This is a genomic window from Vibrio sp. SCSIO 43136, assembly GCF_023716565.1.
Classification (GTDB): domain Bacteria; phylum Pseudomonadota; class Gammaproteobacteria; order Enterobacterales; family Vibrionaceae; genus Vibrio.
Window position 1 is genome coordinate 145,672 of record NZ_CP071849.1, and the last position, 13,170, is coordinate 158,841.

The window sequence follows — 13,170 nt, forward strand, 5'->3', positions numbered from 1 at the left end:
GAGCCTTCTCTTAGTTAACTATGACGGTAAGTAATTGATGTTATCTGCGTGGCAAAATAATCAATCAGCGACGCTGCCTTGTGTCGAAAAATGGCAAGAAACCCCTGATACAGTGAGCTTTCGTCTGGCGATTTCTCAATCTCAGCAGCACAGTGAGGCTTTGCCTTTTAAACCGGGACAATTTATTAATCTTGGTGTGTCGATAGACGGTAAGACGCATTTTCGCTCTTATTCCTTAAGCTCAATTCCGAGCGACCCATATCTACAATTTACGGTGAAAAAGGTTGATGCGGGCTTAGTTTCAACCTATTTGGTCGAAGAGTTATCGGTAGGAGAAGAGCTTGAAGTGATGAGCCCAGTGGGCAGCTTTAACTGCATCGATAACCCACCGAAAAACAAGGTGTTATTGGTCAGTGCAGGGTGTGGCATTACCCCAGTTTACTCGATGGCAAAGCATTGGCTTGCTGAGCAATGCGAGTTGGATATTCAATTTCTCCATGTGGCAAAAGATCTTGAAAGAACCATCTACGCTGAGCAGCTAGAAATGTTAGATCAAACCCATTCGGCGTTTCATCTAAGTTTGTTGCTCAAAGATGCTTCTGGCACGGATTATCCACAAGGTCGACTGAATAAACAGTGGCTGCAAACCTTGGTTCCAGATTTGGTTGATCGTACGGTATACCTTTGTGGCCCAAGCAATTTCATGCAAGATGTGCAATCTTGGATGGAGCAACTGGGGTTGGATTTGAATCACTTCTATCAAGAGAGTTTCACCCCTGAACCTTCGTTTCAAGCACCCGTAAGTGAGGCGACTGGACAGAGCGAAGTAGCAGTGACCGCTCCTCAATTTGGACGCGAGTTTACTGCGCTGCAAGGCGCTAATCTAGCAGAAGAAATGGAAGCGCAAGGTTTGCCTTTAGTCATCGCTTGCCGCAGTGGAATGTGTGGCTCATGCAAATGCAAAGTAAAGGGCGAAGTGAGCTCGACTAGCCAAGAAACTCTGACACCTGATGAGATCGAAGCAGGCTACGTTTTGGCTTGTTCGTCAACCATTGATGGGGATCTTGAAGTCGAAATAGGTTAACTTTAAGGTTTCTATCTTAAGCGGCCACTGGTGTTCACCAGTGGCCGTTTTATTTTATTTTTTAGCTCATACTGAGCTAAAGGTTAGCTAGGTCACACTATCTAATGCTACTAGATTAATATGGCTTGGATCACATTTATAAGTCTGCATAATGTGTTGGTCAGATGTTACCGGAGTGTGGCACTGAAAAATACAAACATGATAAGGATAGATCCAATGTTCTATAAAAAATCGTTATTGGCGACAGCAGTGGTAGCGTCGGCAATGGCAACAACGGCAGTGGCAGCGCCATACGTCGCAGACGCTCGCAGTAATGGTATGGGCAATACTGGTGTGGTTTCTGCAGATTTTCTTACCTCCGCTTTTCATAACCCAGCGCTAGGCGCACTTTATCGCTCTAATGATGATGTGGGTATTTTGATCCCTGCGGTAGGTGTCAATGTGCGTGATAGTGATGACTCAATTAAAACCATTGAAGACTCACAAGATCTCTATAACTCGATCAAAAACACCATCCCATCTCAATCAGATGTGGATAAGCTTGATGCGCTGATGAATGATCTAGATGGTAATGCGCCTATGAACGTTACCGCTGGTGCTGGCATCGCAGTAGCTATCCCAATGGAGATGGTATCGCTAAATTTCTTCGCATCTGGCTTTACTGAAATCATTGCTTTAGCGCAAATTGCGCCAAGCACAGGTTCTTCAGCAACGGATGTTCAAAAGCGCTATGAAGACTCAGAAGTGGCAATGGCGGCATTTGGTACTTACGAGTACGGCCTAGCATTTTCTAAAACTTTCTCCATCTCAGGCCAAGACGTAGCGTTCGGTGTCTCTCCTAAGTTCCAAAAGCTGTTTACTTACTCAGCACAGGATAAAATTGAAGATTTCGAACTTGATAACTACGAAGACAGTGAAGTGTCTAAAAATGCCTTTAACTTAGACCTAGGTGTTGCTTGGGTTAAAGATAGCTGGCGTGCAGGTCTTGTAGTGAAAGATGTATTGGCACAAGAAGTGGAAGCGAAGCAATATAACGCTTCTTACAAGCTGTCACCTCAAGTGACTGTCGGTGGCGGTTATGTGGGTGAGCTAATTACTGCGAGTGTTGACCTCGATCTTACCGCTCAAGAACGTTTCGATAACACAGATAAAGACGACACCCAATTTGCTCGTTTCGGTATTGAAGGCAATGCGTGGAATTGGGCACAGCTTCGTGCAGGTTACGAGATTGACATGAAGAGCAACGTAGATAATGCATTTACGTTTGGCTTGGGCATCAGCCCGGGCGATGTAGTGAGCCTAGACCTTGCGGGCAGCTACGCTGGTGACAATCAGTTTGGTGCTTCTGCAAACCTTGCGATCACTTTCTAAGTGAGTTTTGGATAGTAAAAGGTCTAGCGACGGCTAGACCTTTTTTGTGCCTTTATTTTAAGAACGCATCATACACTGCCTGAACCTGTTTTTGACCGGTTGGATCCGATTGGGTTTTAAGCTGGGTAAAGGCTTCTGACCACTGCGATGTGCGTGTACGTAGTGGCGGGGTTTCACTGTTGATTACATCAACTACGACGTCGGTTACCTGTTCGACGGTTTGGTAAACACCTTCCGAGCGAGTGCCTGCTCCACTAAGATATTTTTGCAAAATAGGCAGGTACTCATCTTCTACCATGCCACCACCTTGTTCAAATTGAGCAAGAACGTTGGCGGCAAACTCTGATTGAATTCCGCCCGGCTCAACATTGGTAAAATGCACGTTAAAGTTAGGGGTAATGTAGGTCGCCACTGATTCGACATAACCTTCAAGCGCAAACTTGGCAGCGCAGTAAAACTCATTGAAAGGCTGACCGACCAAACCACCTACAGAGGAGATGTTGATCACGTGTCCACTGCGGGCTTTGCGCATGTGTGGCAATACGGCTTTAGTAGTTCGAACCACACCGTGAAAGTTTACATCCATCACCCACGCAACGTCCTCTTCACTGGCTTGTTCTGTGGTTCTAACAAAGCCTGCACCAGCGTTGTTTATCAGCACATCGATGCGGCCATGTTTTGCGATCACTTGGTCAACGCAGTTTTGCACGCTCTGAGTGCTTTGAACATCCAGCTCAAGCAGCTCGATACTTGCTTGATGTTGGCTAGCAAGCGTTTGAATATGAGAGCTTTTGCCCAAATTACGCATGGTCGCAATAACAGTATGGCCAAGCTCGGCAAGCTTAACCGCAGCAAAAGCGCCAAGACCTGTAGATGTACCAGTGATTAGAATGACTTTACTCATGTAAACCTCGTGACAAATTAGTGGAGTAGGTTTGGTTGTTGGCGATATTGAGTGGGTGTTACCCCAACTTTGTTCTTAAACAGCCTCGCAAAATACTGTGGGTATTCAAATCCGAGCTGGTAAGCAATAGTGGAGACAGACAAATCGGGGTCGAGCAGTCGCTCTTTTGCTTCATCAATGATCAGAAGTTGTATCCACTCTTTGGCGCTTTTGCCTGTTTCAGCTTTAAGGGCATCGGTTAAGTAGCGCTGAGTAACATTCATCTGCTCTGCGATAGCGGTAATGCTTGGTAACTCAGACAGTTGTTTTTCTCGCAGGTTTTGACGAACCACAAGAGCAAAGCTCTCATAGATGCCGCCAGAAATCTCTTGGCGCTGGATAAACTGGCGACGATAGAAGCGCTCTGAGTAAGCGATCACCGCTTCCAAGTGAGATAGCACGATGTTGCGGGAAAACTCGTCATAGTTTCCTTGGTACTCTTGTTCTATCGCCATTAAAAGCTGTTTAAGGTGTTGCTCTTCTTTGTTAGAGACATGCAGCGCTTCATTGACGGCATAGCTAAAGAAACCAGCTTGCTGGAACTTTTGCAGTATTGGATGCTGCTTTAAGTAGTCAGGATGGATCAGTAGTGCGATGCCTTCTGACTCCACTGTAATTCCTTGCGTGCTTACTTTCTGATTTGGACCCATGAAAATCATGGTGCCACTATTGCAGTCAAAGCGGTTTTTGCCGTAAACAATTTCGCCACTGATGACCTTTTTAAGTGCAATCATATAAAAGTTACCGCTGTACTGAGCGTCAGCCCCGGCACAGTGAGAAGAAAACTGAGTGTTTGGGCTAATTCGGGTGACCGCAAATAGAGGGTGATTCGGCGCTTCTCGGCCTGTCGCAGCAAAGTATTGCTCTATGGTGTCAAAGTGAAAATGCTGGCTCATGGTGACCTTCCGCAGTGGCTTTCAAGTGGTTAACTATGAGCATAGTGTAGGGGAGGTGTGAACTTAGGTCTCTAAACGAAATCACATCTGTTGGATACAAATTTACATCACAACCGTGCAGAGAATTGATTCAAAACAAAGTAACTACTGATAGTTAGCTCACAAATGCAAATGATAATGCATTTCATTTAACTTGAAATTAGTATCAATTCCAAAGTAATAGATGTGGTCCCATTGATGCTAACTGAACAACCCCAATCTGATGTAACAGCTCTAAATGATGTCGCTAAGCGTCGTGAGCACAGCAATACTCTACCTAATTTGGTGCTCGATGAGTCGATGACCGGACGCCATACGCCTGACCCATTAAAGTTTGCGTTTGACAAAAAAAGTAGCGCCCACGCAGGCGGTGGGATGCGAAAACCGATTGCTAAAACTGACATGGCTGCCCAGTTTGCGCAGATGTTTAACACCCAAAAGGGGACGGGAAATAAGCGTGTTATCTACATCCATATCCCGTTTTGCCAAGTTCGCTGTACTTACTGCAATTTCTTTGAGTATGCTTCGAGCCAAAAGTTGATCGATGAATACTTTGAGGTGCTTGTGAAGGAAATAAAACTTCGAGCAGCCCAGCCGTGGACTCAGGTATCACCATTTCACGCTGTTTATATTGGCGGTGGCACACCTACTGATCTTACTGCCAGCCAAATTGAGCGGCTTGGTAAACTGATCCGTCAATCATTCCCTTTGCATAATGATTGTGAAATAACCTTTGAAGGTCGGATTCATAAGTTTAGTGATGATAAGTTCGCAGCGGCCATAGAAGGTGGCTTTAACCGCTTCTCATTTGGGGTTCAAAGCTTTAATACTAAGGTGCGCCGAGCAGCGAAGCGATTGGATGATCGTGAAGTTGTAATGGCGAGGTTGCGACACTTTGCCCAGCAAGACGTTGCTCCTATTGTCATTGATTTGCTACTCGGCCTGCCGCATATGACGGCGGAGATCTTTGCCCAAGACTTAGAGGATTTTAAACAAACCGGAGCTCACGGAGTCGACCTGTACCAACTGATCGGTATGGAAGGTCTGCCCATGCACCGAATGGTCGAGCAGGGTAAGTTGCCAGCACCAATGAATACGGCGGAGAAAGCTGAACTATTTAAAATGGGCGAAGCATATCTAGCCAGTCATCAGTATCGTCAACTGAGTGCTTGCCATTGGGCGAATGATGCAAGAGAGCGCAGTTTATATAACAGTTATGCAAAAACATCCGCGGAAGTGCTGCCTATTGGGGCCGGAGCGGGTGGCAATGTTGCAGGGTTTGCCTATATGCAAACACGTGATCTTAAGGCATACAGCTCAGCCATAGAGTCTCAGCAGGTCCCAGCGATGATGCTTATCCAACAGCACCCACATGCGATGTTACAAGGCTTTATTAAGGCATCGATGGATAAAGGTATGCTCGATCTTAACAAGCTTGCCCATATGATGAGTTCACTCGATGAGCATTTATTTGCTTCTTGCCGACCGCTATTACAAGCATGGCAGGAGAACGGGCTAGTGGATATAGCCAATAACTATGTCGTGGCTACACAAGCAGGTCGATTTTGGGCGGTGAATTTGGCGCAAGCTCTGCTGAAGTGTGTCGACCAAGGTACTGCTGGGAAGTAGCCTATTTCGTTAATGTGGCGAGTGATTTATTAGGGCGTGTTGACCTCGAAAGGTCAACACGCCCTAGCTAACTAGAGTGTTATTTATTTTCTTGTGTGGAACTAAGCAAGATGATTTACCATTAAATAATCCACATGAAAAATAGGTGTAATGGCACTTTTTAACCTTTGATTCATAGAAACAGAGAATGACTTTGCTTAAAACTGTTTTGAAGGTATCAAGTAAAATTAAAATTTGTTTTGGCCTGAATAGATAGGAAAAGTCCACATATATCAATGGGTATATGTTGATATATGGTTATCGGGTTCTTTCTGACCAAATATGAAATTAATTATTGAAACTTTACATCAAACATTATAAAAACCCCGCCGCAAAACGATAAACCAAGCTTATTTGTATTACAATTACCCCTTTGGGGTAGTTCAAAATCGTAATTGATTTACATCATTCTTTAATTTTCTTTCACAAATGACAATGGGCTCAGTTAAAGAGATATAATTATCAGGAATCTTTATGAGCAAGTTGAAGTTGGTCGTTATAGGTAATGGCATGGTTGGCCATCGCTATATCGAAGACCTTGTCGAAAAGACCGATGTATCCAACATGGATATCACGGTTTTCTGTGAAGAGCCCCGCGTCGCTTATGACCGTGTCCACCTTTCTTCCTATTTCTCTCACCACACGGCAGATGAGTTGTCGTTGGTTAAGCAGGGATTTTACGAAAAGCACGGCATCGATATTCTGATTGGCGAGCGCGCAATCAACGTTAACCGTGAAAACCGCATCGTTCATTCAAGCACAGGCCGTGAAATCCAATATGACAAACTTGTCATGGCGACCGGTTCATTCCCATTTGTTCCTCCTATCAAAGGTAACGACAGCAAAGACTGTTTTGTCTACCGCACTATCGAAGATCTTAAAGCAATTGAACTGTGCGCTAAGAAGAGCAAAGTGGGCGTTGTCGTTGGTGGCGGCCTACTTGGTCTTGAAGCAGCGGGTGCGCTAAAAGCTTTAGGTGTCGAGACCCACGTGGTTGAGTTTGCGCCTAAGCTAATGGCAGAGCAGCTTGATCAGGCTGGTGGTAATCAGCTTCGTCAGAAGATTGAACGTATGGGCGTGAAGGTTCATACCAGCAAAAACACTCTTGAGATCGCAGCGGAAGGTACCAATGCTCGCAATGTGATGCGCTTTGCCGACGGGACAGAACTAGAAACCGACTTCATCGTGTTCTCAGCAGGTATTCGACCTCAAGATAAATTGGCTCGTCAGATGGGCCTTGGTATTGCGCCTCGTGGCGGTATTGAGATCAACAATCAGTGTCAAACTACTGATGCAAGCATCTACGCCATCGGTGAATGTGCTTCTTGGAACCAAACTTTCTATGGTCTTGTCGCTCCGGGATACAAGATGGCGACGGTTGCTGTTGACCACCTAGTGGGCAACGAGAGTGAGTTTGAAGGCGCTGACATGAGCGCTAAGCTTAAACTACTTGGCGTGAAAGTAGGTTCTATTGGTGATGCCAATGGTCGCACACCTGGCTGTAAAAGTTACGTTTACCAGAATGAAGAGCAAGAAGTGTATAAGCGCATTATTGTTTCTGAAGATGGTAAGAAGCTACTTGGTGCCGTTATGGTGGGTGATACCTCTGACTACGGTGACTTGCTTCAGCTGAAACTGAATGAAATTGAGTTACCTGAACATCCAGACACCTTGATCCTTCCAGCGCACGCTGGCGCTGAAAAACCAACGCTGGGTGCGGATTCTCTGCCAGAGAGCGCTGTGATTTGTTCTTGTTTTGATGTGACCAAAGGCAAGATTGCTCAAGCCGTTGCTGATGGCAACCACACCATGGCAGACATTAAAGCAGTAACGGGCGCAGGTACAGGTTGTGGTGGTTGTATTCCACTGGTGACTTCAGTGCTAAATGCTGAACTGGCGAAATCTGGCATTGAAGTGAAAAACGACTTGTGTGAGCACTTTGCGTACTCTCGCCAAGAGTTGATGCACCTCATCCGTATTGAAGAGATCAAAACCTTTGATGAACTGCTAGCTAAGTATGGTCAAGGTTATGGCTGTGAAGTATGTAAGCCAGCGGTGGGTTCTCTTTTGGCATCTTGCTGGGGTGAGCACATCCTTAAGCCGCAACTGGTGAAACTGCACGATACCAACGACAACTTCTTAGGTAACATCCAAAAAGATGGTACTTACTCGGTGATCCCTCGTATGGCAGGTGGTGAAGTGACACCACAAGCCTTGGCAGTGCTTGCGAATGTTGCCGCTGAATACAACCTATATACCAAGGTGACAGGTGCTCAACGTATCGGTCTGTTTGGCGCTCAAAAAGATGACCTTCCTCAGATTTGGCGCAAGCTGATCGAAGCTGGGTTTGAAACGGGTCAAGCGTATGCAAAAGCACTTCGTATGGCGAAGACTTGTGTAGGTTCAACTTGGTGTCGTTACGGTGTCCAAGATTCTGTGGGCTTGGGCTCCTTTATCGAAAATCGTTACAAAGGCATACGTACACCACACAAGATGAAGTTTGGTGTATCGGGTTGTACTCGTGAGTGTGCAGAAGCACAAGGTAAAGACCTAGGTATTATCGCAACAGATGCGGGTTGGAACATGTACGTATGTGGTAACGGCGGCATGAAGCCTCGTCACGCAGACTTGCTAGCAACTGACCTTGACCGCGAAACACTGATCAAATATATCGACCGCTTCATGATGTTCTACATTCGCACGGCAGCGCCACTACAGCGCACGTCAGTTTGGATGGAAAACCTAGAAGGCGGCGTTGATTACCTACGTGAAGTTATCGTTGAAGACAAGCTGGGTCTAAATGCACAACTTGAAGCCGATGTAGAGAAATTGGTGGAAGAGTACCGCTGTGAGTGGACTGACACCATCAATGACGAAGCGCAGCTTAAACGATTCTCTCACTTCATTAACTCAGACTTGCGTGATGACAACGTGGTGTTTGTTACCGAGCGTGACCAACATCGTCCAGCGACATTTACTGAGAAACACCCTGAAGCAAAAGGCGACATTCTTCACGTTGCTCTAGATGAGGTATAAGAGGTAGTCATGGCATTTCAAAAAGTATGTGACATTCAAGACATCATCCCGGGCACAGGTGTGTGTGCCCTCTATAACGGTGAGCAAGTTGCGATCTTCCGCCCTTCTGAAGCAGAAGAAGTGCTGGCGATTAGTAACACTGACCCTTACTTTCAAGCAAACGTGCTGTCACGTGGCCTGATTTGTGAGCATCAAGGCGAGCTTTGGGTGGCAAGTCCACTGAAAAAGCAGCGTTTCAACCTCTCAACTGGCGTGTGCATGGAAGACGAGCAATTTAACGTTAAAGCGTTTAAAGCTCGTGTTGTTAAAGGGAGCGTTGAGCTCGCTTAACACCAAAAAGAATCTAGAGATTCAATAGCTAAAGGGCTTCTTGCTTTACCAAGCCACTTGTAGGGGGTGGGCGTGGGCGAGTCTCGGCAGGGAGCCTTTCTCTATTCAATTTCACTTTTAACTAAAACTTTTTGGGAGAGACATGATGTCTTATTCGAAACCAGCTGAATTTGTTCAGACTATGATTGCTACCGGTGAAGCGAAGGTACTCACTTCAACCCGTGACCTGATCCTACGTGGCATGATGGCAGGTATTATTCTGTCATTAGCTGTTGTGGTTGCTATCACCACTATTACTCAAACGGGCATTGGCATTGTGGGCGCACTTGTGTTCCCTGTAGGCTTTTGTATCTTGAGCTTGATGGGTTACGACCTAGTGACGGGCGTATTTGGTCTTGCTCCATTGGCAAAGTTTGAAAACCGTCCTGGCATCACTTGGGGCCGCATTCTTCGTTGCTGGGGCTGGGTTGGCCTAGGTAACCTAATTGGTTCTCTATTGGTTGCTTTCTTAATCGCAGTTTCTTTGACGGGTAACTTCTCACTTGAGCCAAACGCTGTTGTGAAGAAGTTCATTGCTGTGTCGACTGCACGTACTGTTGGCTTTGAAAACATGGGTGCAGACGGTTGGATCACCTGTTTTGTTCGCGGTATCTTCTGTAACCTAATGGTTTGTCTAGGTGTTATTGGTAACATGGCGGCTCGCTCTGTTGCAGGTAAGATCGCAGCAATGTGGCTTCCAATCTTCATTTTCTTCGCATTAGTGTTTGAGCACACAGTGGTAAATATGTTCCTGTTCCCACTAGGCATGATGCTAGGCGCTGACTTTGGTATCGCAACATGGTTGAACTTCAACCTTATCCCAACCATCTTGGGTAACCTAGTCGGTGGTCTTCTGTTCACCTGTGTTCCACTTTACCTAACGCACGCTAAAACAGCGCCAGCACTATCTAAAGAAGAACAAGTGAATGCAGAGCCTGCGCTAAGCATTAAGTAATTGTTTTGATTAAACCCCACCACACCTTGGTCTCAATTAAGGTGGGTGGGGTTTATTGTTTCTGATAGAATCCTTTTTCCAAAAGTGGCTATAAACAGTCAATACTTACTGCGAGTGTGACTATTTATATCCAAATTTGAATTTATAGGCGCAGTTATGAGCTCTACTCAACAGTCACGAAAAGCGGGTTTTGTTTCCTTAGTGGGTGCAGGTCCAGGTGACCCTGATCTTTTGACCATGAAAGGCTTTCGAGTGATCCAACAAGCGGATGTTCTGGTGTATGACCGCTTGGTATCAGATGAAATCTTGTCACTTGCTAGCGATGATGCAGAGCGTATTTACGTAGGCAAGAAAGTAGACTTTCACTGCGTGCCGCAAGAGCAGATCAATCAAGTGCTGGTGGACAAAGCCAATGAAGGTAAGCACGTTGTACGTCTGAAAGGCGGTGACTCTTTTATTTTTGGCCGTGGTGGCGAAGAGGCTGAAACCTTAGCGGAGCAGGGTGTCTCTTTCGAAGTTGTACCTGGGGTGACAGCAGCGGCGGGTGCAACGGCGTATGCTGGGATCCCACTTACCCATAGAGATCATGCTCAAAGCGTCCAATTCATTACAGGTCACTTGCAAAAAGATGGCTCTGACATCAACTGGCAATCACTGGCACAACCTAACAATACATTGGTGTTCTACATGGGCCTTAAACAGAGCCCACGCATAGCTGAAAACTTGCTTGCTCATGGCCTTAGTGCGGATATGCCTTGTGCCATTATCGAAAATGGCACAAGAAAGGAACAGCGAGTCTTCACTGGTGTGTTGAGTGAGCTTCCAACGCTTGCCAGCCAAGCGGTCAGTCCTGCGCTTATTGTTGTTGGAAGTGTTACTTCTCTGCATGATAAATTGGATTGGTTTTCTTGATATCGCTCTTTTTGCCTTGACCGCAATGGTCAAGGCTTACTCCTTTCCCCTGTTTTAGTTTCCTCACTGCGTTTTACTCCTCTATCAACTAACTTCTTCATCTGTTTCTCGTGGAAATTTGTCTAATTTACGCTACTGATCTCATATCTAACTGATAATCATTTGCATTAACGTGAGGTTGAGTGTATAAGTCGCTGTTAATTTATTGTTTCGGATGGGTTAATTGTGGTGGCAAGTGTAGAGCAAGGCATACTGGAAGCGATCGGTTTAGAGTTTACTGTTGGTGATAAGGTTCTCTTAACTAACTTCGAGATGCGTTTTGAACCTGGAAAGTTATACGCTTTAGTCGGCCACAATGGTTCAGGGAAATCAACGTTATTAAAAATTTTGGCGCAGCAACAGGTATCGACGGCTGGTGAAGTTCGTTTGAATGGTAGTGCCATCTCCAATTGGTCGGAAAAGCAATTTGCACGACATGTTGCCTACCTACCACAGCATCTTCCCCACACGGATAACTTGTCGGTAAGAGATTTAGTAAGTTTTGGTCGTTATCCTTGGCATGGGCTACTTGGTCGCTTGAGCTCGAAAGATAAGCAAGCCATACAACGCGCAATGGAGCTAACTGCAACTTCTCAGTATGCCGATCGACTGGTCGAGACGTTATCTGGGGGAGAGAGGCAAAAGGTGTGGCTTGCCATGCTAATTGCGCAGGAGACAAAGTACCTGTTATTGGACGAACCATTATCTGCATTAGATATCGCACACCAAATCGAAGCGCTTAAGCTCATAAAATCTCTCGCTAAGGAACTTAATCTAGGTGTGTTGATTGTGATCCACGATATCAACATGGCAGGACGCTTCTGTGATGAGATCGTTGCTCTGCATCAAGGTAAATTAATTGCTCGAGGTGCTGTTAGTGAAGTGTTTAATGCTGAGCAACTGTCAGAAATTTACGGTATCGATATGAAGATCACCGACCATGAAGTTGGATTTCCGGTGGCCATGCCATGTTAAGCGTTCGAACTTACCTAGTTACCATTTTTTTCTCAATGACTATGCTGCCCAGTATCGCTGTTGCTACTGAGTTCAATGAAAAACTACGGGTAATGTCCATCGATTGGGCGCAAACGGAAACATTGATAGCGCTTGGAGTAACCCCGGTCGCCTCAGCTCAGCAATCTGATTACAACGATTGGGTTAAAAGTCCTCAAATACCCTCATCAACCGTAGATATTGGCCTAAGAACTCAGCCAAATCTAGAGCTGCTCTCTGAGTTGCAACTGGATACGATTTTCCTATCTCCGAGGTTTTCCTCGTTAGAACACCGCCTTTCTGAGATTGCTGCGGTCAAGATATTGGGGCTGTATAAAGCTGGAGACGTAGATTGGGTTTCAGTGTCCCAGTTTACTCGTCGATTAGCGAGTGAGGTTGGAGCTCTGAAGCAAGCGGAGCAATTAATCAGTGATAGTGAGCGCACACTATCGTTGTTGAAAGGGCAGTTACCTAAAGAACTCCCGCCAGTCTTGTTGATTCAGTTCATGGACGCAAAACACGTGCGAGTTTTTGGGGACAATAGTATTTATCAGGTCGCACTTGAACAATTGGGTGTTGATAATGCTTGGAATGGTTCTACCAATGCGTGGGGATTTAATCTAACTGGCGTTGATGCACTTCAGGGGATCTCTGGTCAAATCGTTGTTATTGAGCCATTCCCCGCTGGTGTTTTCGAGCACTTAGCTGATGATCAGTATTGGCAGTATCTCGTTCAAACCAGCGGTTACCCTATCAAAACGACAGAGCCTACTTGGAGTTTTGGTGCTCTACCTTCTGCTGTTCGTTTCGCTCAATTACTCGCTTCTACGCTGACTGAGGGGCAATTGTAATGAAAAAATTATTG

General features: G+C 45.7%; 11 protein-coding genes. 9 read left to right on the top strand and 2 right to left on the bottom strand.

From position 1 onward, the window contains the following. The first annotated feature begins 37 nt into the window (after nt 1-37). Nucleotides 38-1,084, top strand: coding sequence for an FAD-binding oxidoreductase (locus J4N39_RS15540; protein WP_252025568.1), 1,047 nt, complete (start codon nt 38-40; stop codon nt 1,082-1,084). Between the two features lie 216 nt (nt 1,085-1,300). Further along, nucleotides 1,301-2,455 (top strand): conjugal transfer protein TraF, encoded by a 1,155-nt coding sequence (locus tag J4N39_RS15545; protein ID WP_252025570.1) that lies wholly within the window; start codon nt 1,301-1,303, stop codon nt 2,453-2,455. Nucleotides 2,456-2,507: 52 nt separating this feature from the next. Here the strand turns inward: J4N39_RS15545 and J4N39_RS15550 are convergent, their stop codons facing one another. Continuing rightward, entirely contained in the window at nt 2,508-3,359 is an 852-nt protein-coding gene (locus J4N39_RS15550; protein WP_252025572.1) for an SDR family oxidoreductase, read from the bottom strand. Nucleotides 3,360-3,376: 17 nt separating this feature from the next. Beyond that, nucleotides 3,377-4,294 (bottom strand): helix-turn-helix domain-containing protein, encoded by a 918-nt coding sequence (locus tag J4N39_RS15555; RefSeq protein WP_252025574.1) that lies wholly within the window; start codon nt 4,292-4,294, stop codon nt 3,377-3,379. Between the two features lie 237 nt (nt 4,295-4,531). Between J4N39_RS15555 and hutW the strand changes: the two genes are divergently transcribed. The 7 genes from hutW to J4N39_RS15590 all read left to right on the top strand — a co-directional run bounded on the left by hutW (nt 4,532) and on the right by J4N39_RS15590 (nt 13,156). Further along, nucleotides 4,532-5,962, top strand: coding sequence for a heme anaerobic degradation radical SAM methyltransferase ChuW/HutW (gene hutW / locus J4N39_RS15560; RefSeq protein ID WP_252025576.1), 1,431 nt, complete (start codon nt 4,532-4,534; stop codon nt 5,960-5,962). A 513-nt stretch (nt 5,963-6,475) separates the two neighbouring features. Next, nucleotides 6,476-9,037, top strand: coding sequence for a nitrite reductase large subunit NirB (gene nirB, locus J4N39_RS15565; RefSeq protein WP_252025578.1), 2,562 nt, complete (start codon nt 6,476-6,478; stop codon nt 9,035-9,037). A 9-nt stretch (nt 9,038-9,046) separates the two neighbouring features. Next, complete coding sequence (gene nirD / locus J4N39_RS15570; RefSeq protein ID WP_252025580.1) at nt 9,047-9,367, top strand: nitrite reductase small subunit NirD; 321 nt, start codon at nt 9,047-9,049, stop codon at nt 9,365-9,367. Nucleotides 9,368-9,512: 145 nt separating this feature from the next. Continuing rightward, entirely contained in the window at nt 9,513-10,361 is an 849-nt protein-coding gene (locus J4N39_RS15575; protein ID WP_252026918.1) for a formate/nitrite transporter family protein, read from the top strand. A 156-nt stretch (nt 10,362-10,517) separates the two neighbouring features. Next, the gene (gene cobA / locus J4N39_RS15580; RefSeq protein WP_252025583.1) at nt 10,518-11,273 is read left to right on the top strand and encodes a uroporphyrinogen-III C-methyltransferase; all 756 of its coding nucleotides are present in this window, start codon (nt 10,518-10,520) and stop codon (nt 11,271-11,273) included. A 249-nt stretch (nt 11,274-11,522) separates the two neighbouring features. After that, nucleotides 11,523-12,287, top strand: coding sequence for an ABC transporter ATP-binding protein (locus J4N39_RS15585; RefSeq protein ID WP_252026919.1), 765 nt, complete (start codon nt 11,523-11,525; stop codon nt 12,285-12,287). Next, nucleotides 12,281-13,156, top strand: a complete 876-nt coding sequence (locus J4N39_RS15590; RefSeq protein ID WP_252025585.1) for an ABC transporter substrate-binding protein — start codon at nt 12,281-12,283, stop codon at nt 13,154-13,156. The genes J4N39_RS15585 and J4N39_RS15590 overlap by 7 nt, the downstream gene beginning before the upstream one ends. Nucleotides 13,157-13,170 lie beyond the last annotated feature (14 nt).

Bases quoted from the DNA above. Each gene is read 5' to 3' on its own strand.
- J4N39_RS15540 (WP_252025568.1), top strand. From the start codon at position 38: ATGTTATCTGCGTGGCAAAATAATCAATCAGCGACGCTGCCTTGTGTC.
- J4N39_RS15545 (WP_252025570.1), top strand. From the start codon at position 1,301: ATGTTCTATAAAAAATCGTTATTGGCGACAGCAGTGGTAGCGTCGGCA.
- J4N39_RS15550 (WP_252025572.1), bottom strand. From the start codon at position 3,359: ATGAGTAAAGTCATTCTAATCACTGGTACATCTACAGGTCTTGGCGCT.
- J4N39_RS15555 (WP_252025574.1), bottom strand. From the start codon at position 4,294: ATGAGCCAGCATTTTCACTTTGACACCATAGAGCAATACTTTGCTGCG.
- hutW (WP_252025576.1), top strand. From the start codon at position 4,532: ATGCTAACTGAACAACCCCAATCTGATGTAACAGCTCTAAATGATGTC.
- nirB (WP_252025578.1), top strand. From the start codon at position 6,476: ATGAGCAAGTTGAAGTTGGTCGTTATAGGTAATGGCATGGTTGGCCAT.
- nirD (WP_252025580.1), top strand. From the start codon at position 9,047: ATGGCATTTCAAAAAGTATGTGACATTCAAGACATCATCCCGGGCACA.
- J4N39_RS15575 (WP_252026918.1), top strand. From the start codon at position 9,513: ATGTCTTATTCGAAACCAGCTGAATTTGTTCAGACTATGATTGCTACC.
- cobA (WP_252025583.1), top strand. From the start codon at position 10,518: ATGAGCTCTACTCAACAGTCACGAAAAGCGGGTTTTGTTTCCTTAGTG.
- J4N39_RS15590 (WP_252025585.1), top strand. From the start codon at position 12,281: ATGTTAAGCGTTCGAACTTACCTAGTTACCATTTTTTTCTCAATGACT.